We start from the raw sequence: 22691 nt of genomic DNA, 5'->3' as shown, positions 1-22691 counted from the left end.
CCAGCAGCTCCTTGCCTGTGCCTACAGTGCGTCAGGTCCGCGTTCGCCGGTGCGTACCCTGACCGCGGTCTCGACCGGCACGCTCCACACCTTGCCGTCGCCGATCTTTCCGGTGCGGGCCGCCTTGACCACGACGTCGATCAGTTCTTCGGCGTCGTCGTCCTCGACCAGGACCTCTATGCGGATCTTGGGTACGAGGTCGACGGTGTACTCGGCGCCGCGGTAGACCTCGGTGTGGCCGCGCTGGCGCCCGTATCCGCTGGCCTCGGTGACGGTCAGGCCGTGGACGCCGAAGGCCTGGAGGGCCTGCTTGATCTCGTCGAGCCGGTGCGGCTTGACGACCGCGGTGATGAGCTTCATGCGTCCACCTTCTTGTTCGCTGCCACGTCGCCCGGGACCGACACGGTCTTGCGGGGGGCAGTGCCGCCGCCCGCGCCGCTGAAGTCGTACGCCGTCTCGGCGTGCTCGACCTGGTCGATGCCGGAGATCTCGTCGTCCTCGGGGACCCGCATCCCGATCGTCTTGTCGAGCAGGAGGGCGAGGACCGCCGAGACCACCAGCGAGTAGCCGAGAACCGCGCCGACGCCGATGGCCTGCTTGCCGAGCTGGTCCAGGCCGCCTCCGTAGAAGAGGCCCTTGGCGGTGGACTGTACGCCGCCGGTGGCGAAGAGGCCGACGAGCAGCGAGCCGGTGATGCCGCCGACCATGTGGACGCCGACGACGTCGAGCGAGTCGTCGAATCCGAAGCGGTACTTGAGGCCGACGGCCATGGCGCACAGGACGCCCGCGATGGCGCCGATCGCGATCGCGCCGAGGGGGCTGACGCAGCCGCCGGACGGGGTGATGGCGACGAGGCCCGCGACCGCGCCGGAGGCGGCGCCGAGCGTGGTGAAGGAGCCGTGGCGGAGCTTCTCGTACAGCAGCCAGGCGAGCATGGCGGCGGCCGTGGCGACCTGGGTGTTGACGAACATCACGGCGCCCACGCCGTCGTCGTTGCCGAGCCAGGAGCCCGCGTTGAAGCCGAACCAGCCGAACCACAGCAGGGCCGCGCCGAGCATGACGAGCGGCAGGCTGTGCGGCCGCATCGGGTCCTTCTTGAAGCCGACGCGCTTGCCGATGACCAGGATCACGCCGAGGGCGGCCGCACCCGCGTTGATGTGCACCGCCGTGCCGCCGGCGAAGTCGATGACGCCCTTCTTGAAGAGCCAGCCGTCCGAGGCCCACACCCAGTGCGCGACGGGGAAGTAGACGACGGTGACCCACAGAGCGGTGAACAGCGACCAGGCGGTGAACTTGACACGGTCGGCGAGTGCGCCGCTTATGAGCGCGGGCGTGATGACCGCGAACATCAGCTGGAAGACGGCGAAGACGTAGATCGGGATGGAGTATCCGGGCCAGAGCTGGACCAGGCCGATGCCGCTGAGCCCGAAGTAGGCCTTGGACCAGCCGATGAAGCCGTTGCTCTCGCCGAAGGTCAGGCTGAATCCGTAGAGCACCCACAGGATCGTGACGATGCCGAGGCTGATGAAGCTCATCATCAGCATGTTGAGGGTGCTCTTGACGCGGACCATGCCTCCGTAGAAGAAGGCGAGGCCGGGCGTCATGATCATCACCAGCGCTGAGCAGATCAGCATGAATCCGGTGTTGGCGCTGGACAGCTGCGGAGCGTCAGCTGCGAGCGTGATGCCTGGAGGCATCGGCGTCTCCTCGTCGTCGGTACGGCCCGTGCGGGGGCGTTACTCGGGCGGGAACTGGCTGGAGGCCGGTTATGCGCCATGAGGTTGTCCCAGCGCCGTTTCCGGCGGTGCCGCTCGATGTTTCACCGCAGTGACGAAGGGGGCGGGCGTGTTACACGCCAGTGAACTGCCGGATCAGAAGGGGGCCGGCGACTACCATCCGCGTACGTCCGCGTACGGCGGACCGGCCGCGACGTCACCCGCTTGACCTGGCGTGGGGGAGCCGAGTCGGGCTGAACGGGGCGAGTGTCGCGGCCGGGGTCTTGTATGCCGTCGCCGTACGGCCGGGCCGGGTGCCCTTCGGCTGAGCGGGCTCAGACGGCTTCGGCCGTCTCGGGCAGTTCCCTGCTGAGCAGGTCCGTCATCTGGACCACCTCGGCGACGTCCGAGAAGTCGCGTGCGGCGGTGTCGACGGTCTTGCGCAGCCGGGTGTTGACCCGCTCGGAGCGGACCCGCTTGGCGACCCGCAGGGCCTGCTCGGCCAGGACGGTCGACTGCTCGGGCTCCCGCTTGAGCAGGTGCACGGTGGCCATGCCGATCAGGTTCAGGGCGTAGCTGCGCTGGTGCTCCTCGTCCTTGCCGAACAGGGCCACGGCCTGCTCCATCACGGGCTCGGCGAGCGAGGCGTAGGTGGGGCTGCGGCCGGCCACGTAGGCGAGGTCGCGGTAGGAGTGGGCGTTCTCCCCGTTGAGCTCCGCCTCGGAGAAGAAGCGGATCCAGTCGGGCTCCGGCTCACCGTCGAGCCCGGCGTCGCCGAAGGTATCCTCGGCCATCCGCACGGCCCGCTTGGTCTTGCTGGGCTGGCCCATGTTGGCGTACGCGCGGGCTTCCATCGCATACAGCATGGCCTGGGTGCGGGCGGTGGCGCAGTCGCGGCTGCCGTACTGGGCGAGGTGGATGAGCTCCAGGGCGTCGTCGGGCCGGCCGAGGTGGATCATCTGGCGGCTCATCGAGGACAGGATGTACGAGCCGAGCGGCTTGTCGCCCGCCTCCTTGGAGGCGTGCAGCGCGAGCACGAAGTACTTCTGGGCGGTGGGCTGGAGCCCGACGTCGTAGCTCATCCAGCCGGCCAGCTCCGCGAGTTCGGCCGCGCACTGGAAGAGGCGTTTGGAGGTGGCCGCGGGCTGGGGTTCCTGGAGCAGGTCGGTGACCTCGTGGAGCTGGCCGACCACGGCCTTGCGGCGCAGCCCGCCGCCGCACTGGGCGTCCCACTGGCGGAACATCGCGGTGGTGGATTCGAGCAGTTCCAGCTCGGGCTTCGAAAGCCGGGAGGGGCGCCGGGCGCTGGCGGCGGTCTCCTTGGGGCCGGACTCGCCGGGGAGCGAGGGCACGAGCCAGCGCTGCATGGGCTCGATCAGGGAGGGGCCCGCGGCCAGCATCAGCGACGTGCCGAGGAAGCCGCGCCGGGCCAGCATGAGGTCGCTGCGGGAGAACTCGCTGAGCAGCGACACCGTTTGGGGCCCGGCCCAGGGCAGGTCGACGCCGGACACCGACGGCGACTGGTGGGCCTGGCGCAGGCCCAGGTCCTCGATGGCGACGACGCTGCCGAAGCGCTCGGAGAACAGCTCCGAGAGGATGCGGGGAATGGGCTCGCGAGGCATTTCGCCGTCGAGCCAGCGCCGCACCCGGGAGGTGTCGGTGCTGATGTGGTGCGCGCCCATCTGGCGCGCCCGGCGGTTCACTTGGCGCGCAAGTTCGCCCTTCGACCAGCCGCTGCGGACGAACCACGAACTCAGCTGCTCGTTGGGGCGCTTGCCGGCGCTCGTACCGCTAGCCCCACTGCCGCCCACTGGAACGCCCCCAATCCGCTGAAGCCTCGGTCGTGCATCGATTGCGCGAACCCCTATCAGAATGCCGCTAGTTGGGCCTCCTGTCCTACGGTTGCACCCGCTCGGACAGGAAACCGGCTTGCCTCCGGCATACCCGCGGGTGCGCATACCCCCAAGGTCCGTGTACCGACGGTAATCCTACGATCACGCGTCCGGCCATGGCGATTCCAGAAACGCCACCATTCGCCACCCCTTCGAATGAACTCCCCTGCCGTCAGGCGCGATTCACTTGACACATGACGATCAGCATCGGATGGAGCGGAGCGAGCCGGGGCGCACGGCGCGTTTCGCACCACCCCTTTCACGACCGTGTCCGACCTGGCGGAGACGGAACGTGACGGGAAAACTCCGGATCGTCACAACTATGTCACTGGCGTCGTAACCACCGACGCGGCAGACCCGTTGGAGGGGGCATGGGCTTCACGATCGGCGGCAGCCGGGGCATCAAGGAGACCCGGCCCGGCTCTTGGCGCCGCGGCCGCTCCGCGCGCATCACTCGTACGAGCGAGGTCACGGCGGTCGCCGAGTACACCGGCCTGTGGGGCTGGGACGTCACGCCGGGCGCCCGCGCCCTGAACGGCGAGTGCTCCTGCGGCAGTTCGTCGTGCACGGCACCGGGCGCGCACCCGCTCGCGTTCGCGCCCGAGGTCCCGGCGGGCGCCACGCTCGACGAGGTGACCAAGGCGTGGTCGCAGTGCCCGGGCGCGGCGGTGCTGCTGCCGGTCGGGCGGGCCTTCGACGTCCTGGACGTGGCGGCCCCGGCCGGGCGGCGGGCCCTGGTGCGGCTGGAGCGGATGGGTCTTCCGCTGGGCCCGGTCTCGACGACGCCGACCGGCCGCACGCACTTCTACGTCGCCCCGGGCGCCTCGGCCGAACTCCCGCGGCTGCTCTACCGGATGGGCTGGGACGACGCCGTCCTGGACCTGCGCTGCCCGCCGCGCGGCAGCCACGTACCGGCGCCGCCGTCGGGCGAGGTGCGCTGGCTGCGCCCGCCGTCCCTGGACACGGCGACCAGCCCGCCCGAGGCCCGGCTGCTCCTCGGCACGCTCGCGTACATCTGCCACCGCTCGGCAGCGTAAGCGCCCCGAATGCGCGAACGCCCCGCCACATCCTTTCGATGCGGCGGGGCGCCCGTGCGCAACCGGTGGGGCTAGTCGCCGATGAGGGCGTCCACGAACGCCTCCGGCTCGAACGGGGCCAGGTCGTCCGCGCCCTCGCCGAGGCCGACGAGCTTGACGGGGACGCCCAGTTCGCGCTGGACGGCGATGACGATGCCGCCCTTGGCAGTGCCGTCGAGCTTGGTCAGGACGATGCCGGTGATGTCGACGACCTCGGCGAACACCCGGGCCTGGACCAGGCCGTTCTGGCCGGTCGTGGCGTCGAGGACGAGCAGGATCTCGTCCAGCGGGCCGTGCTTCTCGACGACGCGCTTGACCTTGCCGAGCTCGTCCATGAGCCCGGTCTTGGTGTGCAGGCGGCCGGCCGTGTCGATCAGTACGACGTCGGCGCCCTCGGCGATGCCTTCCTTGACGGCGTCGAAGGCGATCGAGGCGGGGTCGCCGCCTTCGGGGCCGCGCACGGTGCGGGCGCCGACGCGCTGGCCCCAGGTCTGCAACTGGTCGGCGGCGGCGGCGCGGAAGGTGTCGGCCGCGCCGAGGACGACGGACTTGCCGTCCGCGACCAGGACGCGGGCGAGCTTGCCGGTGGTGGTGGTCTTGCCGGTGCCGTTGACGCCGACGACCATCACGACGCCGGGGACGGTCTCGCCGCCCTCGGTCTTGACCTCGCGGTCGAAGTCGGTGCCGAGCAGGGTGAGGAGTTCCTCGCGCAGCAGGGTGCGCAGGTCCTCGGGGGTGCGGGTGCCGAGCACCTTGACGCGCTCGCGGAGCCGGTCGACCAGCTCCTGGGTGGGCGCGACGCCGACGTCGGCGGTCAGCAGGGTGTCCTCGATCTCCTCCCAGGTGTCCTCGTCGAGGTGCTCGCGGGAGAGCAGGGTGAGCAGCCCCTTGCCGAGCGAGTTCTGCGAGCGGGCGAGGCGGGCCCGCAGCCGGACGAGGCGGCCCGCTGTCGGCTCGGGGACCTCGATGGCCGGAGCCTCGGGGGCCACCGGCTCCTCGACGGCGACCGGCGCGGCGGGCGCCTGGGGAAGGCCGACCTCCTCGATGGTGCGGCGCGGTTCCTGCGCCGTCTCCGCGGCGTCCTCACCGACCTGAGGTTCGGCGGGCGGGGCTGTGATGGTCGGCGTGCTCGGCGGTGCGGTGGGCGGCAGCTGCTTCTTCTTGCGGCTGCTGACCACGAGCCCGCTGATCGCGCCGACCGCGACCAGGGCGATGACTACAGCAAGGATGACGAATTCCATAACTCTCCCAGTATCGGGTACGGGCCCACGAGGACCCAGTTTGTGGCTTCATCCGAGAACGGAAGGGAATTATGGGACGGGTGTCAGATTAAAGTACGATAGAAGTGGGCGCATCAACGCGCGTAGAGTCCCCTTCGACTACCCCCACCGGCTCAGCGTCGAGCCGAGCGAGAGGCATGGAACTCCACCCCCATGAACACTGGCACCACCGACGAACCGCAGAGCGCCCTGGAAACACGCGGCCTTGAGCCCGTGCCGGACGAGGAGCGCACCGCGAGAACCCGCGAGCTCTTCCCCACCTGGGTCGCCGCGAACATCAGCGTGCTGCTGCTCACGATGGGCGCCAGCCTCGTCGTCGCGTACAAGCTCAACTTCTGGCAGGCGATCGTGGTCGCCGTGGCCGCACCCATCCTCTCGTACGGCCTGGTCGGGCTCATCGGGATCGCGGGCAAGCGCGGCGGCGCCCCCGGCATGGCGCTCTCGCGCGCGGTGTTCGGCCAGCGCGGCAATCTGCTGCCCGGTTCACTGATCTGGGTGGCGCGCTGGGGCTGGGAGACCATCAACGCGGTGACCGGCGCCTATGCGGTGCTCACCGTGCTCGACATCCTCTTCGGGATCAAGAGCAACACGTTCCTGATCATCGTGACGCTCGCCGTCTTCGTGGTCATCACGTTCGCGATCTCCGGCCTCGGCATCCACGTCGTGCAGAAGTGCAACAAGTACGCGACGTTCCTGTTCGGCGCCTTCTCGGTCCTGGTGCTCGTCTACCTCGTCCTGAACACCCACTGGTCCGCGGTCTTCCACCAGCCGGCCGGCAAGACGTCGCTGATGGTCGCGGGCATCGGCATGATCGCCGCGGGCGGCGTGAGCTGGATCCCGTCCGCCCCCGACTTCGCCCGCTACCTGCCGCGCACCGCCTCCTCCAAGGCGATCGTCGGCAACTCGATCGGCGGCGCCGGCATCGTGGTGCTGCCGATGGTCCTGATGGGCGCGGTCATGGCCGTCTCCACCCCGGACCTCGCCTCGGCCGCCGACCCGGTGTCCTTCCTCGGCGAGATCCTGCCGATGTGGATCGCAGTGCCGTACCTGCTGATCGCGCTCGTCGGCATGCTGCTGATCAACTCGATGTCGATGTACTCGGCGGGCTTCACCGCGCAGACCCTCGGCTTCAAGATCCCGCGGCACTGGGCGGTCTCCGTCAACGCGGTGATCTCGCTGGTCTTCGGCGGCATCCTGATGCTGGTCGCCACCAGCTTCATGGGCTCGTTCATCGCCTTCCTCTCGCTGCTCGCCGTCGCGTTCTCGGCCTGGGTCGGCGTGTTCGGCGCGGACATGCTGCGCCGCACGGAGTACGACGCGAAGGCGCTGCTCGACACGACCCGCACCAGCGCCTACTGGTACAAGGGCGGCTTCTCCCCCGCCGCCGTCATCGCCTGGGCGGTCGGCCTGGTCGGCGGCCTCATGTTCACCAAGTCCGACTGGTTCACCGGCCCGCTGTCCGGGAACAACCCGGTCGGCGAGTACGGCCTGGGCTGGGTCGCCACCATCGTGATCTCCGGCCTGCTGTACGTCGCGCTGCCCAAGCCGCCCGTGGTGGCCGCGGAGCCGGCCGAGGCGGCGGAGGCCTCCGAGGAAGCCAAGTCCCCCGAGACTCTGGCTGTCTGACGCATCGTCAGCTACCGTCCCCCTTCGCCCGGGGTTCTTCGGAACCCACCCGGTGGAGGGGGACTTTTCCATGCCGTTCACGGTCGTACGCATGAATCTGGTGGACCCGGACGCCACCGCGCAGTCGCTCTCCGCGCGCTACCGGGCGGCCCTGGAGATGGCGGCGTACGCCGACGACCGGGGCATCGACACCGTCCAGACCGAGGAGCACCACGGCACGGACAACAACTGGCTGCCCTCTCCCTTCGCCTTCGCCGGGGCGGTCTTCGGCGCCACACAAGGAAATTCAGCGGCGCGCAGCGCCTCCGTGAGGGGTGGCGGTCGGGCGACGGGCGGGCGTATCGCGGTGACGGTCTCGGCGATCATCGGCCCGCTGTACGACCCGCTGCGCCTTGCCGAGGACATCGCGGTGCTCGACCTGGTGAGCGGCGGCCGTCTTGTGACGGTCTCGGGGATCGGCTACCGGCCCGCCGAGTACGAGCAGCAGGGCGTCGAGTGGGGCCGGCGCGGCAGGCTCCAGGACGAGTTGCTCGAAACGCTCCTGAAGGCCTGGACGGGCGAGGAGTTCACGTTCCGGGGTCGTCGAGTACGGGTCACCCCGCGCCCGTTCACCGAGCCGCACCCGATGCTCCTCGTCGGCGGCTCCTCACGGGCGGCCGCCAACCGCGCGGCCCGGCTCGGCCTGCCGTTCTTCCCGAGCGCGCACCTGCCCGAACTTGAGGCGCACTACAACGAGAAGCTCGCCGAGTACGGCACCGAGGGCTTCTGCATGATGCCCGCGGCGCGGACGCCGCTGCTGCACGTCAGCGAGGACCCGGACCGCACGTGGGCCGAGTACGGCGAACACTTCCTGCACGAGGCACGGATGTACGCGTCCTGGCAGTCCAAGGACATCCGCTCGGCGGTGAAGTCCGCGGCCACGACGGTGGCGGAACTGCGCGCGGAGGGCGTCTACCGCGTCGTGACCCCGCAGGAGTGCGCGGCCCTTGGCGGCGACAGCCTGGTCCTGCACCCGCTGTGCGGTGGAATGCCGGTGGACGAGGGGTGGCGAAGCCTGCACCTGTTCTGCGAGCGGGTGCTGCCCGCGCTCTGACAGCGAACCGCCCCGGCTCGATGGCGAGCCGGGGCGGTTCGGTGAGAGGAGAGGGGCAGCGGGGATTAGCCCATCTCCTCCAACGCCTTGCCCTTGGTCTCCTTGACGTACTTGAGCACGAAGGGGATCGAGAGCACGGCGAAGACCGAGTAGATGATGTAGGTGCCCGACAGGTTCCAGTCCGACAGGCTCGGGAAGCTCGCCGTGATGGCCCAGTTGGCGATCCACTGGGCGGCCGCGGCGACGCCGAGGGCCGCGGCGCGGATCCGGTTCGGGAACATCTCGCCGAGGAAGACCCACACCACGACGCCCCAGGACAGGGCGAAGAAGAGCACGAAGACGTGGGCGGCGATCAGCGCCACGACGCCCTCGGTGTTGGGGAGCTTGCCGTCGACGAGGTCGGCCGAGAAGGCCCAGGCCTCGACGGCGAGCGCGACCGCCATGCCGATGGAGCCGACGAGCGCGAGCGGCTTGCGGCCGACCCGGTCGACCAGGACCATCGCGATCACGGTGCCGATGATGTTGATGATCGACGTGGTGAACGAGTAGAAGAACGAGCTCGACGGGTCGATGCCGACCGACTGCCACAGCGTCGAGGAGTAGTAGAACGCGACGTTGATGCCGACGAGCTGCTGGAAGACCGAGAGGCCGATGCCGACCCAGACGATGGGCAGGAAGCCCCACTTGGAGCCGAGCAGGTCCTTGAAGGTCGACTTGTGCTCGGACTTCATGGCGTGCTCGATCTCGGCGACGCGGGCGTCGAGGTCGACGTTCTTGCCCTCGACGTCGGCGAGCACCTTCTTGGCGTCGGCGTCGCGGCCGACCGAGATGAGGAAGCGCGGCGACTCGGGGATGGCGAAGGAGAGCAATCCGTACAGGATGGCCGGGATCACCATCACGCCGAGCATGACCTGCCAGGCCTCAAGGCCGATGATCTTGCCGCGCTGCTCGCCGCCTGCGGCGTTGAGGATGCCCCAGTTGACGAGTTGCGAGATCGCGATGCCGATGACGATCGCGGCCTGCTGGAAGGAGCCGAGCCGGCCGCGGTAGGCGGGCGGGGCGACCTCGGCGATGTAGGCCGGGCCGATGACCGAGGCCATGCCGATGGCGAAGCCGCCGATGATCCGCCAGAACGCGAGGTCCCACAGCGCGAACGGCAGCGCGGAGCCGATGGCGCTGATGGTGAACAGGGTCGCCGCGATCTGCATGCAGCGGATGCGGCCGATGCGGTCGGCGATCCGGCCCGCGGTGGCGGCGCCGATCGCGCAGCCGATCAGGGCGATGGCGATCACCTGGGCGAGCGTCCCGGACCCGATGGAGTACCGCTCACGGATCGCCTCTACGGCGCCGTTGATCACGGAACTGTCGTAGCCGAAGAGGAAGCCGCCCATCGCGGCCGCCGCCGTGATGAAGATGACATGGCCGAGGTGGTCCGGCGCGGTCTGGCCGCCTCCGGACGCCTGCGCCTGCGCGGTACTGGTCACGTTGTACTCCTGGGGCCGCCTGGCAGCGTCGCCGGGCGTGGGGGGACTCCTCCAAGTGGCGCACAACTTCCCGTCACCCACCACTTGAAGGTAAAAGCAACGTTGCAGAGACTATGCCTTCAAGTTTCGAAGTCAATACCTGTTCGGTTGTGAATTTGACGGCACGACTCGCCGCCGAATGTTCAAGACTTGAAGAAGTGGAGGTCAGCCCGAGGATCGGCCGAATCATCGGGGGGCGACGCGGTGCCTGCCTCAGCGCAGCCGCTGGCTGATCACCTTGGACACGCCGTCGCCCTGCATCGAGACGCCGTACAGCGCGTCGGCGACCTCCATGGTCCGTTTCTGGTGCGTGATCACGATCAGCTGCGAGGACTCCTGGAGCTCCTGCATGATCCGGATCAGCCGCTGGAGGTTGGTGTCGTCCAGGGCCGCCTCCACCTCGTCCATCACGTAGAACGGGCTGGGCCTGGCCTTGAAGATGGACACGAGCAGCGCGACGGCGGTCAGCGAGCGCTCGCCGCCGGAGAGCAGCGAGAGCCGCTTGACCTTCTTGCCCGGCGGCCGGGCCTCGACGTCGACCCCGGTGGCGAGCATGTTGCCGGGGTCGGTCAGGATCAGCCGGCCCTCGCCGCCCGGGAAGAGCCGCGAGAAGACGCCCTCGAACTCCCTGGCCGTGTCGCGGTAGGCCTCCGTGAAGACCTGCTCCACCCGCTCGTCCACCTCCTTCACGACTTGAAGGAGGTCGGTCCGGGTCTTCTTGAGGTCCTCCAGCTGCTCGGAGAGGAACTTGTGGCGCTCCTCAAGAGCGGCGAATTCCTCCAGGGCGAGCGGGTTGACCTTCCCGAGCTGCTGATACGCCCGTTCGGCCGCCCTGAGCCGCTTCTCCTGCTCGGCGCGCACGTAGGGGACCGGCTGGATGCGCGGGTGCTCGCCCGCGGCGGAGCCGCTTATCGATGCAGTATCCGGCAGCTCCTCTCCCTCGGCGGGCGGCGAGGGAGCCACCAGCTGGTCGGGGCCGTACTCCGCCACGAGCCCGGCCGGCTCGACCCCCAGCTCCTCCAGCGCCTTGGTCTCCAGCTGCTCGATCCGCAGCCGCTTCTCGGCACCGAGTACCTCGCCACGGTGAACCGAATCCGTGAGTTTGTCGAGTTCCGCCTTGAGGTCCCGGCCGGCCCCGCGGGCCCCGGTCAGCTCCTGCTCGCGCTCGGCCTTGGCAGCCTCGGCCCCGGCCCGCTCCCGCTCGGCCCGCACCAGCGACACCTCGACGTGGGCGAGCAGGGTGCGGGCGCCAACGGCCACGGCCCCGGCGACGGCCGCCTCGTGGCGCAGCCGGGCGCGGCGCTGCTCGGCGCGGGCCCGCGCCTCGCGTTCGGCCCGGGCCGCGCGGTCGAGCCCCTCGGCCCGCCCGGCGAGCGCCTTGACCCGCTCCTCGTGGGTACGGGCCTGAAGGCGGGCCTCCATCTCGGTCTGGCGGGCGTTGGCGCCGTCGGCCGCGAGCCGGTCCCGTACCGAGGTGTCGGGCTCCTCCTCGACCGGCATCTCCTCGGCGACCAGGAGCCGTTCGGCCAGCTCCTCGGCTTCCTCGGTGGCCTTCTCCAGGGCTTCCTGGGCGCGGGCGGCAGCGGCGGCGGTCCGCTCGGCCTCGCCGGCCGCGCCGCGTGCCTGCCCGGCGAGCCGGCCGAGCTGCTGGGCCACGGAGGACCGTTCCTTCTCCGCGGCCCGCCGCCGCTCCCCCAAGTCCTCGACGCGCAGGGCGAGTTCACCGCGCCGCTCGCTGGCCCGCTGTTGCGCGCGGGCCAGCTCCTCGCACCGCACGGCCAGGTCGGCGAGATCCGCGGCGGCCTCGTCGACGGAGGCCCGGACCTCCAGGAGGCTGGGCGCGCCGGCCGATCCTCCGTGGGCGAAGTGGGCGCCCAGTACGTCGCCCTCGGCGGTGACGGCGGTCAGCGCGGGCCGCGCGTAGACGAGGTCCTCGGCGTCCTCCAGGGTGCCGACCACGACGACGTCGCGCAGCAGGCGCCGTACGGCGGGCATCAGTTCGGCGGGCCCGCGGACCAGGTCGGCGGCGTGGGCCGGGCCTTCGCGGCGGGCCGGCCGCTCCTCCTCGTCCTCCGGGGCGCCGTTCAGGAGCAGGGCGGCACGGCCGGCGTCCTGCTTGCGCAGCATGCGGATGGCTTCGGCGGCCGCCGAGGGCCCGCTCACCGCGAGCGCGTCGGCGGCGGTGCCCAGGGCGGCCGCGACCGGCACCTCGTACCCGGGTGCCACGGTGAGCAGTTCGGCGGCGGGGCCGAGCAGTCCGGTCAGCGCGTCGCGGGCGCCGAGCAGCGCGCCCGTGCCGTCCTTGCGGCGCAGCCCCAGCGCGAGCGCGTCGTGCCGGGCGGAGACGGCGGCACGTTTCCGCTCGGCGGCGGTGGCCTCCTCGCGGGCGGCGCCGAGCGCGGCCTCGGCCCCGGCGAGCTCGCGCTTGGCCGCGTCATGGGCCTCTGCGAGCTCGGCGTCGTCCGCTTCGAGGCCGTCCACCTCGGCCTTGAGCTGCTCGTACTCCTCCTGCGCGAGCGCGGCCCGCTCCCCCGCCTCGTCGCGCGCGGCGGCCAGCCGGTCGATCTCGGCCTGCGCGGAACCCGCCCTGCTCCGCGCCGCGTTGACCTGCCCGTGCAGCCGTGCGAGGCCCTCGCGCCGGTCGGCGATGGCCCGAGCCACATCCTTCAAACGACGTTCCTCGACGGCGAGTTCCCGCTCCAGGTCGGCGCGGTGGGCGGAGGTGTCCTCCAGGGCGTGTTCGGCCGCTTCGAGCGCGGCCTCCAGCTCGGCCTCCTGTTCGCGGATCCGGGCTGCCTCGCGCTCCATGTCCTCCGGGTCGCGCCCGCGCCGCTCCTCGGGCGGCTGGGCGCTCGCGCTCTTGACCCGGGCGTCGGCCAGCGAGATGGTGCCGCGCACCCGCTCGGCCAGCTGGGACAGCTCGTACCAGGTCTGCTGGGCGCGCTGGAGCCGGGGCGACAGCTGCCGCACCTGGTCCTCCAGTTGGGTCTCGCGGGCCAGCGCCGCCTTGAGGTCGGCCTCCGCGCTCTCCTTGCGGCGCAGCAGTTCGGCCTCGTCGGCGATCTCGGCGCTGAGCGCCTGCCGCATCCGTACGAGGTCGTCGGCGAGCAGGCGAAGCCGGGCGTCGCGCAGATCGGCCTGGATGACGGCGGCGCGGCGCGCGACGGCGGCCTGGCGGCCGAGCGGCTTGAGCTGGCGCCGCAGTTCGTCGGTGAGGTCCTGGACGCGGGCGAGGTTGGCCTTCATCGCGTCCAGCTTCCGCAGCGCCTTCTCCTTGCGCTTGCGGTGCTTGAGGACGCCCGCCGCCTCTTCGATGAAGGCGCGCCGCCCCATCGGATCGGCGTGCAGGACGGAGTCGAGCTGGCCCTGCCCGACGATGACGTGCATCTCGCGGCCGATGCCGGAGTCGGAGAGCAGTTCCTGGATGTCGAGCAGCCGGCAGGTGTCGCCGTTGATCTGGTATTCGCTGCCGCCGTTGCGGAACATGATCCGCGTGATGGTGACCTCGGCGTATTCGATGGGCAGCGCGCCGTCGGAATTGTCGATGGTGAGGGAGACTTCGGCGCGGCCGAGCGGCGGGCGGCCGGTCGTCCCGGCGAAGATGACGTCCTCCATCTTCCCGCCGCGCAGCGACTTGGCGCCCTGCTCGCCCATGACCCAGCTCAGCGCGTCCACGACATTGGACTTGCCGGATCCGTTGGGGCCCACCACACAGGTGATGCCCGGCTCGAACTTCAGCGTGGTCGCGGACGCGAAGGATTTGAATCCGCGCAGGGTCAGGGCCTTGAGGTGCACGCCGCCGGACTCTACCTTTCACTCTCGGTTTCGCCCAGGAAGGTGCAGGGCACATCAGACCGTAAGGGAAAGGCGGACCGGGCACGCGTGCGCCGGAAGAAAGAAAGAAGGGACGCCGGAGCGTCCCTTGCAATACATTGCAGGTCTTGCGGATCTCTCGATCTCGACGAGAGGGACGGAACCTCTCTCACCCCGGGGTCAGGTGAGTGCGGGCTCCGCCTGCGGGACGTCGATGTCGATGCCTTCGAGCAGCGAATCTCCGCGGTGCGAAGCGGCGGCAGCGGACAGCACGTCGTTCTCGGACTGAATCCGGTTGAGCTCGGACTCAAGGTCCTGGACGCGCTGCTGGAGCCGTCGCATCTCGGCGAGGAGTCGCGGGTCGGAACCGCCGACGTAACCGAGAAGCGCCTTTGCCATGATGGATGGTCCTCCACACTGAGTGACCGACCGAAGCGGTGTGGGTCGTGAGGGAATCGCACCCGCGGTGCTTGGACTTGACTGCGGTTCTTCATGCCAAACAGCTAAGGTGCGCGGGGCTTCCAGAGTCTCACCAAAAAGTTTGACGGTCAACACGATCACGCCCCGTATCCACCGGCAATCCGGGGGCCCGCAACCGCTGAACGAGCGGTGCTGCCTCTTCTCGGAGCCCTGGGGGCGTGGAGATCATCCGTACTGTTGGCAGCCTTGCACGCCGGGCGCGAGATGGCAACAGGCAGATCGTTCGAGGTCAGCGCGTGGTTGCGAGCCGGACGCGGGGTGTCACCGCGACCGGCTGCCGCTCGGTCGCGTGACGGTGCTCAGCGGATGGCGAAGGTGTCGTAGCCGCCCCGCGCTGTGTCCCAGATCTCCGTAACTCCGTCGACCCGGCCCGGCGTGTCGTCGGAGCGAAGCCACTCCAGCAAACGGTGGCAATTCTCACGCGGCCCCTCGGCGACGACTTGGACACGTCCGTCGTCCAGATTCAGGGCGAACCCACTGAGGCCGCCGATCTCCAGAGCATTTGCCCTGGTGAACCAGCGGAAGCCGACTTGCTGCACTCGCCCGCGCACCCAGGCCGTGAGTCGAACATCTCCGTGCGCATCTTCGTTCATACCTGCACGCTAACCGGCCAATTGCTCACGCAGCACTTCGCCCCCATGCGTCATGGCGTACAGTCGCGACGAAATGAGCCTCACCCGTATGGGCTAGTTCCCATTTGATCATTTACGGCCGATCGCGGCCACCGCGGCAATGCGACCAGGCATTGCCCACGGCATCGAGGAAGGCACAGCAGATGGGACGCCATCGTCGCTCCGCCGCCGAACCCCCGCCCGCAGATCCCGCGGTGGGCCAGGACGGCCGGCCCAAGGGCGGGTCACGTCGGAAGAAGCGGGCGATCGTGCCCGTGCGCACCGGGCTGCTCGGCGTCTCCGCCGCGGTGGCCGTGGGCGCCGTGGCCGTCGCCTCGGGCCTGCTCCCGGGCGGCGGTACGTACAAGGTGAGCGGCGACACCATGGCCGACGGCCGGCTTCACGCGAGCCAGATGCCGGATGTCCAGGCGCAGGGCGGCGAGTCGGAGAAGCCGAGCAGCGCGGCGGCCACGCCCTCCGAGTCGGCCAAGGCCGCGCACGCGCCGTCGACCGCCCCCTCCCCGAGCGCCTCGGCCACGCCGTCGGCGCCCGCGTCCGCGCCCGCGCCTGCGCCCGAGAAGTCGGAGAAGAAGGCCGCTCCTGAGGCCCCGCCGAAGCCGACCGCTCCGTCGAGCGCCCCGGCCAAGCTCGTTCCCTCGCAGCGCGGCCAGGTGCCGACCGCCGAGGCCTCGGCCGCCGCCACCGTGATGTCGCTGGTCAACCTGGAGCGTGCGCAGGCCGGCTGCAGCCCCGTGTCGGCGAGCCCGGCGCTGGCCTCGCTCGCCACCGCCTTCAGCGACGACATGGCCGCCCGTGGCTTCTTCGACCACACCGACCCGGACGGCAGGACTCCGTGGGACCGGGCCGCGAAGGCGGGCGTCCAGGGCCTCGGCGGCGAGAACATCGCCCGCGGCCAGGCGGATGCCAAGGCCGTGATGGACGCCTGGATGAACAGCCCGGGTCACCGCGCGAACATCCTGAACTGCGAGTACAAGTCCCTGGGCGTCGGCGTGCACTTCGGCCCGGGCGGCCCCTGGTGGACCCAGGACTTCGGCTTCTGATCATGAGTGTTTGATCATTGGCGTTTGGTCATGCACCCGAACGCGCATCACGTACGGACAATCGCTCATACGTAATCCAATGTGCGCCAATTACTCGTACGCGCAGGAAAGGGCCCCCTCCGTTGCGAACGGCGGGGGCCCTTTCCTGTGCGCGCATTCGGATCCCGAAGTGAGGAATTGGATCGCGCGGCGTTGCGCAGGGAGCAAGTGATCAGGCGCTGACGGCTGCCTTGCCCGCGATGAAGACGCGGGCGGTCTCGGTGATGCGGCGGCCCAGGTGTTCGGCGGTCGCTATGTCGGCCTTGTGGACGGCCTCGGGGCCCTCGTCGGAGTTGGTCTGGGCGCCCGCGCCGGAGAAGAAGCCGAGCCGGTTGAGGTCGTGCTCGGAGCCCGCGGTGGAATTCCAGCCGGGCTTCAGGCCGAGGTTCACCCAGTGCATGCCGTGCTGGGCGGCCAGCGTCTGGAGGAACTGCAGGGTATGGCCCTTGTCGCCGCTCTTGGAGCCGGAGTTGGTGAAGCCGGCGGCGAGCTTGTCCAGCCAGGCGTCGGTGAACCAGCGCTTCGAGGTGGCCTCGGCGAACTGGTGGAAGGCGCCCGACGCGGTGCCCATGTAGGTGGGCGAGCCGAAGACGATGGCGTCGGAGGCGTCGAGGAGCTCCCAGTCGGCCTCGGTGATGGCGTCGACCTTGATGAAGTGGACGGTGGCCCCGGCCTCGGCGGCGCCGTCGCGGACGGCCTCGGCGAGGACGGCGGTGTGGCCGTAGCCGGAGTGGTAGGCGATCGAGACAACAGGAGTGGTCACGGCGGAAATCTCCTCAGGAACGGGAAAGAGCGGCGGGGCAGGCGCGACGGCCGGCGTGCGGCGTCGCGGCGGCTGTCCGCTGCGGCGCTGCACATAGGTAAGCACTAACTTTTTGTTAGCGCAACCCGTCGGTCTGCGCTGCATGGCACTATGGTGGTGCTATGGACGAGACCTCCTGTACCGCCGAGCTCACCGCCGACGCCGACCTGCCGTTCAACGTGTTCTCCAAGGCCTGCCCGTCCCGGCGCACGCTGGAGGACGTCACGGGGCGCTGGGGCAGCCTGACGCTGGGCGCGCTGTACGAGGGGAGCCTGCGCTTCAACGAGCTGCGGCGCCGGGTCGACGGCGTGAGCGAGAAGATGCTCTCCCAGACGCTGCACTCACTGGAGCGCGACGGCCTCGTACACCGCGAGGCGCAGCCGACGAACCCGCCGCGGGTCGACTACGAGCTGAGCCCGCTGGGCCGCGATGTGACCGAACGGCTGCTCTCGCTCATCCACTTCGTGGAGGACCGGATGCCGACGGTGCTTGAGGCGCAGCAGAGTTACGACGTGGCGCGCGGGGCCCTTTGACACTTCGGGCAGAAGTAGCTGGACCGGTTCATCCAGGCGCGCCTGCGCATCGCCGTTCCGCAGCGCCGGCACGGCTCGCCCTCGCGGCCGTACGCGTCGAGCGAGCGCTCGAAGTACCCCGACTCGCCGTTCACGTTGACGTAGAGGCTGTCGAAGCTGGTGCCGCCGACGGCGAGCGCCTCGTTCATCACTTCCCGTGCGTGGCCCAGGAGTTCGGCCGCCTTGGGGCGGTTCAGGGTCGCGGTCGGGCGGTCGTAGTGCAGCCGGGCGCGCCAGAGCGCCTCGTCGGCGTAGATGTTGCCGACGCCGCTGATGAGCGATTGATCGAGCAGTGCTCGTTTGACCGTGGTGCGCCGCAGTCGCAGCGCCGCGAAGAAGGCCTCGTCGTCGAACGCGGGGTCCAGCGGGTCCCGGGCGATGTGCGCGATGACGTCGGGCAGCCCGTCGGGAGTGTTGTCGTGCAGTGAGAGCCCGCCGAAGGTCCGCTGGTCGACGAAGCGCAGCTCGGTGCCGGCCTCGTCCTGGAATCTGACCCGGATCCGCAGATGCTTCTCGTCCGGGGTGTCCTGCGGCTGCACGAGCAGCTGCCCGCTCATGCCGAGGTGCCCGAGCACCGAGGCGTCCGTGTCCGCGAGCGGCAGCCAGAGGTACTTGCCGCGCCGCTGGGCGACGCCGATCCGGTGTCCCTTGAGCCGCGCCGCGAAGTCGTCGCCCCCGGCGAGGTGGCGGCGTACGGCGCGCGGATGCAGCACCTCCACGTCCGCGACGGTGCGCCCGGCCACCCAGCGCTCAAGTCCGCGCCGGACCACTTCGACTTCAGGCAGCTCAGGCATGCGCGCAGATTACCGCGTGCCCGAGGGGCGGTCGTAGCGGGCCCGGAAATAGGGACGGGCCCTTTACCGGGACAAGCGGAAACCCCCGCCCCGCACCGGAGTGCGCTGGGCGGGGGCTCGAAGGAAGAAGGCTGGTCAGGCCGATGCGCCGGCGGCGGGGGTCGGCGACCCGCCATCGGCCGGGGCGGCGACGGGAGCTTCCGCCGCTGCCTTGGCCCGCTCGTCGGCGGCGGCGCGAATGGCCCGCCATGCCGACTCCGCGGCCTGCTGCTCCGCTTCCTTCTTGCTGCGGCCGGTGCCGGTGCCGTACGAGACACCACCGACGCGGGCGGCAGCAGTAAAGGTCTTCTCGTGGTCGGGTCCGGTTTCGGAGACCAGGTACTCGGGAACGCCGAGCCCTTCGGCCGCCGTCAGCTCCTGGAGGCTGGTCTTCCAGTCCAGGCCGGCCCCGAGGTTCGAGGACTTCTCGATCAGGGGGTCGAACAGCTTGTGGACGAGCGCGGACGCCGCCTCAAGACCCTGGTCGAGATAGACAGCGCCGATCACCGCTTCAAGGGTGTCGGCGAGGATGGATGCCTTGTCCCGGCCGCCCGTGCCCTCTTCACCCCGGCCGAGCCGGATGAAGGAGCCCAGTTCGAGCCCTCGGCCCACCTCCGCGAGCGCACGAGAGTTGACCACCGCGGCCCGGAGCTTGGCCAGTTGGCCTTCCGGGAGGTCGGGGTGGGTGCGGTACAGCGTGTCGGTGACGACCAGACCGAGCACCGAGTCCCCGAGGAACTCAAGCCGCTCATTGGTCGGCAGACCGCCGTTCTCGTACGCGTACGAACGGTGGGTGAGCGCACGCACCAGAAGGGCGGACTCGAGCTGATACCCGAGCCGCCCTTCCAGAAGCGTGTGGGACGAGGCCGTGTTGTTGTCCGCCTTTTTGGCGTTGGACTCAGACATCGGGCCTCTCACCAGCCGCTCAGACCTCGAGGACCTGGCGCTTGTTGTAGGTGCCGCAGCTCGGGCACGCGATGTGCTGGAGCTTCGGCTCATGGCAGCGCTCGCACGCAACCAGGGTGGGGACCGCAGCCTTCCACTGCGACCGGCGGTGGCGCGTGTTGCTGCGCGACATCTTCCGCTTCGGAACAGCCACGGCTACTTCTCCTGCTTCTCGGCGGCATCCTGCACGTCAGACGCAGTGCCGCTCATGTTGTCCTTCTCGCCGTCCTGGATGGTCCCGGCGAGTCCCTGCAATGCCGCCCAACGAATGTCGACGGCGTCATGGTGGTGGTCCGGGTCGTCCGCCAGGCTCGCTCCGCATTCGGAACAGAGCCCGGGGCAGTCCTCCCGGCACACCGGCTGCATCGGCAGTGCGAGCACCACCGCATCACGCAGCAAAGGCTCGAGGTCGAACATGCCGTCCTCAAGCGGAATCATGTCCTCGTCGTCCTCGGCATCGTCGTCCGCGGCTGCCTTGCGGCGGCCCCGGTCGTCGGTGTCGGGGTACGAGAACATTTCCTGGAAGTCCACTTCAACGTCCTGCTGAAGCGGCTCCAGACACCTTACGCACTCACCCTCGGCCGATGCACGGGCGGTGCCTGTGACAAGCACCCCTTCCATGACCGACTCCAGGCGGAGCTCGATTTCCACGGGCCTGCCCTCGGGCACGTGGATGACCTCGGGGATCCCGAGTTCCTTCGGGGCCTCCACGGTGCGGGAGAGCCGCTGGAGCGCACCGGGACGCCGTCCCAGCTCGTGTGTGTCGAACACGAGGGGATCGCGGTGGTCGAGGCGCGTGCTCAGGGCTCTTCCTGCTTTCGAGGTCGTGGAGTGGCTGCCACCGGCTTCGCAGAGCGAATCGGGCAGCGTGGATCGCGGACGTACGCGCGACCGAAGAGCCAGGATACTGGACCGGCCGCGATAGGCCCAATCCGGCCCGGTCCCCCCACGTTCGGGCGGCGTACGGCAGCGCGGGGCTACTGGCGGTTCTGCCCGTGGCCCTGCTCGTAGGCGCGCAGCTGATCCAGGTTGATCATGCTGGTGTCGAAGAGGCTGGTCTCGTCGAGCCCGGCCTGCTGCGGCTGGTGCTGGGGCTGCGGCGGCACGCCGTACTGCCCGGCGTCGGGAGCGGCGTACTGCTGCTGGTTCGGGTCGTAGGCGTACGGGTCCTGCTGGGCGTACCCGTACTGTCCGTACTGATCCTGCTGCTGAGGCTGGTGCTGCTGATAGGCGTACGGATCCTGCTGTGGCTGCTGGTAGCCGTACGGGTCGTACGCCTGGGGCTGCTGCTGGGCCGGGATGTGCGGCTCGGCGGCGGCATGGGCGGCGGCCGGATCGGGCTCGGCGAGCTCCGCGAGGCCGGCCAGGTAGTCGGCGTCGCTGGTGTGCTGGTGCAGGTCGGCCGCCGCGTCCTGGGCGGCCATGTGGTCGGCGAGGTCGTCGGAGGCGGTCCGGCCGTGCAGCTTCTGGCGGCCGCGGCCGACCGCTTCGAGGGTCTTGGCGAGCACCGCCTCGAAGGCGCCCAGCTTGGCGTCGACGTACTCGTCGGCCCGGTGGATCAGGGTGCCCGGGTCCGAGCTGTACTCGGGGGCGTCCTCGTCCGTGCGGCCCTGGTCGTCGAGGCCCGGGCCGCGGCCGAGCAGCTTTTCGCGGCCGCGGTCGACCGAGCCGATGGTCTTGGTGAGGACGACCTCGAAGTTGGCGAGCTTGGAGTCGACGTAGTCGTCGGCCTCGGCGCGGATCTCCTCGGCGTCCCGGCGGGCCTCGCCGAGGATGCGGTCCGCCTCGTCCTGGGACTGGCGGGCGACGGCGGTGTCGGAGATCAGCGTGCCGCGCTGGGCATGCGCGGACTCGATGATCCGCTCGGCCTCCTGGCGGGCCTGCTCGACCATCTGCTCCCGGCCGCCGATCAGCTCCTGGGCCTGGGCGAGCGAACCGGGCAGGGCCTGGCGCACCTCTTCCAGCATCGCCAGGAGGTCGGCGCGGTTGACCACGCACGAGGCCGACATGGGCATGGACCGGGCGCTGCCGACCACCTCGACGATCTCGTCGAGCTTCTTCTGCACGTCCACCGGTGATCGCCACTCTTCTAACGGATTGGAGACGGACGGGACGACTGTAAGGCCAGTCGGCGCCCGCCCGACACCGGGTGACGGACCGTCAGTGGCCGGCCCTGTGGCTCACTTCTCGGCGAGCCGGGCGACCAGGGCCTCGTGGACGGTGGCCGGCAGCAGGTGGGAGACGTCTCCGCCCCAGGTCGCGACCTCCTTGACCAGCGAGGACGACAGGAAGCTGTACGTCGGATTGGTGGGCACGAACAGGGTCTCGACGCCCGAGAGCCCGTTGTTCATCTGGGCCATCTGCAGCTCGTAGTCGAAGTCGCTGACGGCGCGGAGGCCCTTGACGATCGCGGGGATGTCCCGCTGCTTGCAGAAGTCGACGAGCAGGCCGTGGAAGGACTCGACCTCCACGTTGCCGAAGTCGGCCGTCACCTCGCGGATCATCTCGATCCGCTCCTCGATGGTGAACAGGCCCTGCTTCGACTGATTGATCATCACCGCTACGTGTACGACGTCGTACAGGCGGGAGGCACGGGCGATGATGTCGAGGTGTCCGTTGGTGATGGGGTCAAAGGACCCCGGACAGACGGCGCGGCGCAACTGATGTCCCTCGCTCTCCGGTCCGGTCATGGGGTGTCTCGCGGTGCGTTTTCGCACGTGGAGGCGGCGCGACCGTACCAAAGCGTGCCCTCGCCGTAGCGACGGGCCCGCAGTGCTTCGAATCCTTCGGGCCAGCCGAATTCCCCGCCTCTGGTGCTGCGCTCCACGGTGACGAGACAGTCCTCCGCGAGCCAGCCCCCGCGGCCGAGTGTGAGCAGGATCTCCCGAAGATCGTCATCGGTGACGGCGTACGGCGGGTCCAGGAAAATCACGTCGTACGGGTCGGCGGGCGCCGGGCCCGTCACGATCTGCTCCGCTTTGCCGGTGCGCACTTCGGCGCCGGGCAGCTTGAGCGCGGCCACGTTGTCGCGGACGGTGCGGGCGGCGCGGGCGTCCGCCTCGACGAGCAGGGCGTGGACCGCGCCGCGCGAGAGCGCCTCCAGGCCCACGGCTCCGGAGCCCGCGTACAGATCGGCGATCCGGATGCCGTCGAGCGTGCCGAGCAGCGCCTCCCAGGTGGAGAAGAGGCCCTCGCGCGCCCGGTCGGAGGTGGGGCGGGTGCCGGTGCCCGGCGGTACGGCGAGGCGGCGTCCACCGGCCCGGCCGGCGATCACGCGGGTCATCTCAGTCCTTGTCCGTGTACATGCGTCGGATGTGCTCCCCCAGTCTC

General features: G+C 70.1%; 21 protein-coding genes. 5 read left to right on the top strand and 16 right to left on the bottom strand.

Features of this window, described 5'->3' with window-relative positions; genetic code table 11:
* Positions 1–21 precede the first annotated feature (21 nt).
* The 3 genes from ADK54_RS24840 to ADK54_RS24830 form a co-directional block, all read right to left on the bottom strand.
* Positions 22–360, bottom strand: coding sequence for a P-II family nitrogen regulator (locus tag ADK54_RS24840; protein WP_053727924.1), 339 nt, complete (start codon positions 358–360; stop codon positions 22–24).
* Positions 357–1697, bottom strand: coding sequence for an ammonium transporter (locus ADK54_RS24835; RefSeq protein WP_053727923.1), 1341 nt, complete (start codon positions 1695–1697; stop codon positions 357–359). Before ADK54_RS24835 ends, ADK54_RS24840 begins: the two co-directional genes overlap by 4 nt.
* A gap of 353 nt (positions 1698–2050) precedes the next feature.
* Complete coding sequence (locus tag ADK54_RS24830; RefSeq protein WP_053727922.1) at positions 2051–3526, bottom strand: hypothetical protein; 1476 nt, start codon at positions 3524–3526, stop codon at positions 2051–2053.
* Between the two features lie 452 nt (positions 3527–3978).
* Between ADK54_RS24830 and ADK54_RS24825 the strand changes: the two genes are divergently transcribed.
* The gene (locus tag ADK54_RS24825; RefSeq protein ID WP_053727921.1) at positions 3979–4644 is read left to right on the top strand and encodes a bifunctional DNA primase/polymerase; all 666 of its coding nucleotides are present in this window, start codon (positions 3979–3981) and stop codon (positions 4642–4644) included.
* Between the two features lie 71 nt (positions 4645–4715).
* Here the strand turns inward: ADK54_RS24825 and ftsY are convergent, their stop codons facing one another.
* Positions 4716–5924 carry a signal recognition particle-docking protein FtsY gene (gene ftsY, locus ADK54_RS24820; RefSeq protein ID WP_053727920.1) on the bottom strand — a complete coding sequence of 403 codons (1209 nt, stop codon included), beginning with the start codon at positions 5922–5924 and terminating at the stop codon, positions 4716–4718.
* A gap of 192 nt (positions 5925–6116) precedes the next feature.
* On the opposite strand from ftsY, the gene ADK54_RS24815 reads away from it, so the two are divergent.
* Both ADK54_RS24815 and ADK54_RS24810 read left to right on the top strand, forming a co-directional pair.
* Positions 6117–7589, top strand: a complete 1473-nt coding sequence (locus ADK54_RS24815; RefSeq protein ID WP_053727919.1) for a cytosine permease — start codon at positions 6117–6119, stop codon at positions 7587–7589.
* 70 nt (positions 7590–7659) lie between these two features.
* On the top strand, positions 7660–8682 hold the full coding sequence (locus ADK54_RS24810) for an LLM class flavin-dependent oxidoreductase (RefSeq protein ID WP_053727918.1): 1023 nt from the start codon (positions 7660–7662) through the stop codon (positions 8680–8682).
* Positions 8683–8747: 65 nt separating this feature from the next.
* Here the strand turns inward: ADK54_RS24810 and ADK54_RS24805 are convergent, their stop codons facing one another.
* From ADK54_RS24805 to ADK54_RS24790, 4 genes are all read right to left on the bottom strand, one after another.
* On the bottom strand, positions 8748–10166 hold the full coding sequence (locus ADK54_RS24805; RefSeq protein ID WP_053727917.1) for a sugar porter family MFS transporter: 1419 nt from the start codon (positions 10164–10166) through the stop codon (positions 8748–8750).
* 252 nt (positions 10167–10418) lie between these two features.
* On the bottom strand, positions 10419–14000 hold the full coding sequence (gene smc / locus ADK54_RS24800; RefSeq protein WP_053727916.1) for a chromosome segregation protein SMC: 3582 nt from the start codon (positions 13998–14000) through the stop codon (positions 10419–10421).
* Between the two features lie 198 nt (positions 14001–14198).
* Positions 14199–14417, bottom strand: a complete 219-nt coding sequence (locus tag ADK54_RS24795) for a hypothetical protein (RefSeq protein WP_053727915.1) — start codon at positions 14415–14417, stop codon at positions 14199–14201.
* Between the two features lie 380 nt (positions 14418–14797).
* On the bottom strand, positions 14798–15091 hold the full coding sequence (locus ADK54_RS24790) for an acylphosphatase (RefSeq protein WP_078966592.1): 294 nt from the start codon (positions 15089–15091) through the stop codon (positions 14798–14800).
* Positions 15092–15273: 182 nt separating this feature from the next.
* On the opposite strand from ADK54_RS24790, the gene ADK54_RS24785 reads away from it, so the two are divergent.
* On the top strand, positions 15274–16170 hold the full coding sequence (locus ADK54_RS24785; protein ID WP_053727913.1) for a CAP domain-containing protein: 897 nt from the start codon (positions 15274–15276) through the stop codon (positions 16168–16170).
* A gap of 211 nt (positions 16171–16381) precedes the next feature.
* Here ADK54_RS24785 and ADK54_RS24780 read toward each other — a convergent pair whose 3' ends face one another.
* Positions 16382–16972 (bottom strand): flavodoxin family protein, encoded by a 591-nt coding sequence (locus ADK54_RS24780; RefSeq protein ID WP_053727912.1) that lies wholly within the window; start codon positions 16970–16972, stop codon positions 16382–16384.
* A gap of 161 nt (positions 16973–17133) precedes the next feature.
* Between ADK54_RS24780 and ADK54_RS24775 the strand changes: the two genes are divergently transcribed.
* Positions 17134–17544: a winged helix-turn-helix transcriptional regulator gene (locus tag ADK54_RS24775; protein ID WP_053727911.1), complete on the top strand. Its 411-nt coding sequence runs from the start codon at positions 17134–17136 to the stop codon at positions 17542–17544.
* Here ADK54_RS24775 and mutM read toward each other — a convergent pair.
* The 7 genes from mutM to rsmD all read right to left on the bottom strand — a co-directional run bounded on the left by mutM (position 17517) and on the right by rsmD (position 22644).
* Entirely contained in the window at positions 17517–18377 is an 861-nt protein-coding gene (gene mutM, locus ADK54_RS24770; protein WP_053727910.1) for a bifunctional DNA-formamidopyrimidine glycosylase/DNA-(apurinic or apyrimidinic site) lyase, read from the bottom strand. The genes ADK54_RS24775 and mutM overlap by 28 nt on opposite strands.
* A gap of 135 nt (positions 18378–18512) precedes the next feature.
* Positions 18513–19322 (bottom strand): ribonuclease III, encoded by an 810-nt coding sequence (rnc, locus tag ADK54_RS24765; RefSeq protein WP_053727909.1) that lies wholly within the window; start codon positions 19320–19322, stop codon positions 18513–18515.
* Between the two features lie 19 nt (positions 19323–19341).
* Positions 19342–19515, bottom strand: coding sequence for a 50S ribosomal protein L32 (gene rpmF, locus ADK54_RS24760; protein ID WP_007493396.1), 174 nt, complete (start codon positions 19513–19515; stop codon positions 19342–19344).
* 2 nt (positions 19516–19517) lie between these two features.
* On the bottom strand, positions 19518–20165 hold the full coding sequence (locus tag ADK54_RS24755) for a YceD family protein (RefSeq protein ID WP_053727947.1): 648 nt from the start codon (positions 20163–20165) through the stop codon (positions 19518–19520).
* 173 nt (positions 20166–20338) lie between these two features.
* Complete coding sequence (locus ADK54_RS24750) at positions 20339–21433, bottom strand: ATP synthase F0 subunit B (protein ID WP_053727908.1); 1095 nt, start codon at positions 21431–21433, stop codon at positions 20339–20341.
* 108 nt (positions 21434–21541) lie between these two features.
* Positions 21542–22021: a pantetheine-phosphate adenylyltransferase gene (gene coaD, locus ADK54_RS24745; protein ID WP_053727907.1), complete on the bottom strand. Its 480-nt coding sequence runs from the start codon at positions 22019–22021 to the stop codon at positions 21542–21544.
* A 26-nt stretch (positions 22022–22047) separates the two neighbouring features.
* Complete coding sequence (gene rsmD, locus ADK54_RS24740; protein WP_053727906.1) at positions 22048–22644, bottom strand: 16S rRNA (guanine(966)-N(2))-methyltransferase RsmD; 597 nt, start codon at positions 22642–22644, stop codon at positions 22048–22050.
* Positions 22645–22691: the final 47 nt, after the last annotated feature.

The organism is Streptomyces sp. WM6378 (assembly GCF_001279695.1).
GTDB lineage: Bacteria > Actinomycetota > Actinomycetes > Streptomycetales > Streptomycetaceae > Streptomyces.
This window is presented reverse-complemented; position numbering and strand designations above follow the sequence as displayed.

Excerpts from the sequence above, each read along its gene's own strand:
- ftsY (WP_053727920.1), bottom strand. The coding sequence starts at position 5,924 with ATGGAATTCGTCATCCTTGCTGTAGTCATCGCCCTGGTCGCGGTCGGC.
- ADK54_RS24815 (WP_053727919.1), top strand. The coding sequence starts at position 6,117 with ATGAACACTGGCACCACCGACGAACCGCAGAGCGCCCTGGAAACACGC.
- ADK54_RS24795 (WP_053727915.1), bottom strand. The coding sequence starts at position 14,417 with ATGGCAAAGGCGCTTCTCGGTTACGTCGGCGGTTCCGACCCGCGACTC.
- rsmD (WP_053727906.1), bottom strand. The coding sequence starts at position 22,644 with ATGACCCGCGTGATCGCCGGCCGGGCCGGTGGACGCCGCCTCGCCGTA.
- rnc (WP_053727909.1), bottom strand. The coding sequence starts at position 19,322 with ATGTCTGAGTCCAACGCCAAAAAGGCGGACAACAACACGGCCTCGTCC.
- ADK54_RS24810 (WP_053727918.1), top strand. The coding sequence starts at position 7,660 with ATGCCGTTCACGGTCGTACGCATGAATCTGGTGGACCCGGACGCCACC.
- mutM (WP_053727910.1), bottom strand. The coding sequence starts at position 18,377 with ATGCCTGAGCTGCCTGAAGTCGAAGTGGTCCGGCGCGGACTTGAGCGC.
- ADK54_RS24790 (WP_078966592.1), bottom strand. The coding sequence starts at position 15,091 with ATGAACGAAGATGCGCACGGAGATGTTCGACTCACGGCCTGGGTGCGC.
- ADK54_RS24775 (WP_053727911.1), top strand. The coding sequence starts at position 17,134 with ATGGACGAGACCTCCTGTACCGCCGAGCTCACCGCCGACGCCGACCTG.
- ADK54_RS24835 (WP_053727923.1), bottom strand. The coding sequence starts at position 1,697 with ATGCCTCCAGGCATCACGCTCGCAGCTGACGCTCCGCAGCTGTCCAGC.
- ADK54_RS24785 (WP_053727913.1), top strand. The coding sequence starts at position 15,274 with ATGGGACGCCATCGTCGCTCCGCCGCCGAACCCCCGCCCGCAGATCCC.
- ADK54_RS24840 (WP_053727924.1), bottom strand. The coding sequence starts at position 360 with ATGAAGCTCATCACCGCGGTCGTCAAGCCGCACCGGCTCGACGAGATC.
- ADK54_RS24825 (WP_053727921.1), top strand. The coding sequence starts at position 3,979 with ATGGGCTTCACGATCGGCGGCAGCCGGGGCATCAAGGAGACCCGGCCC.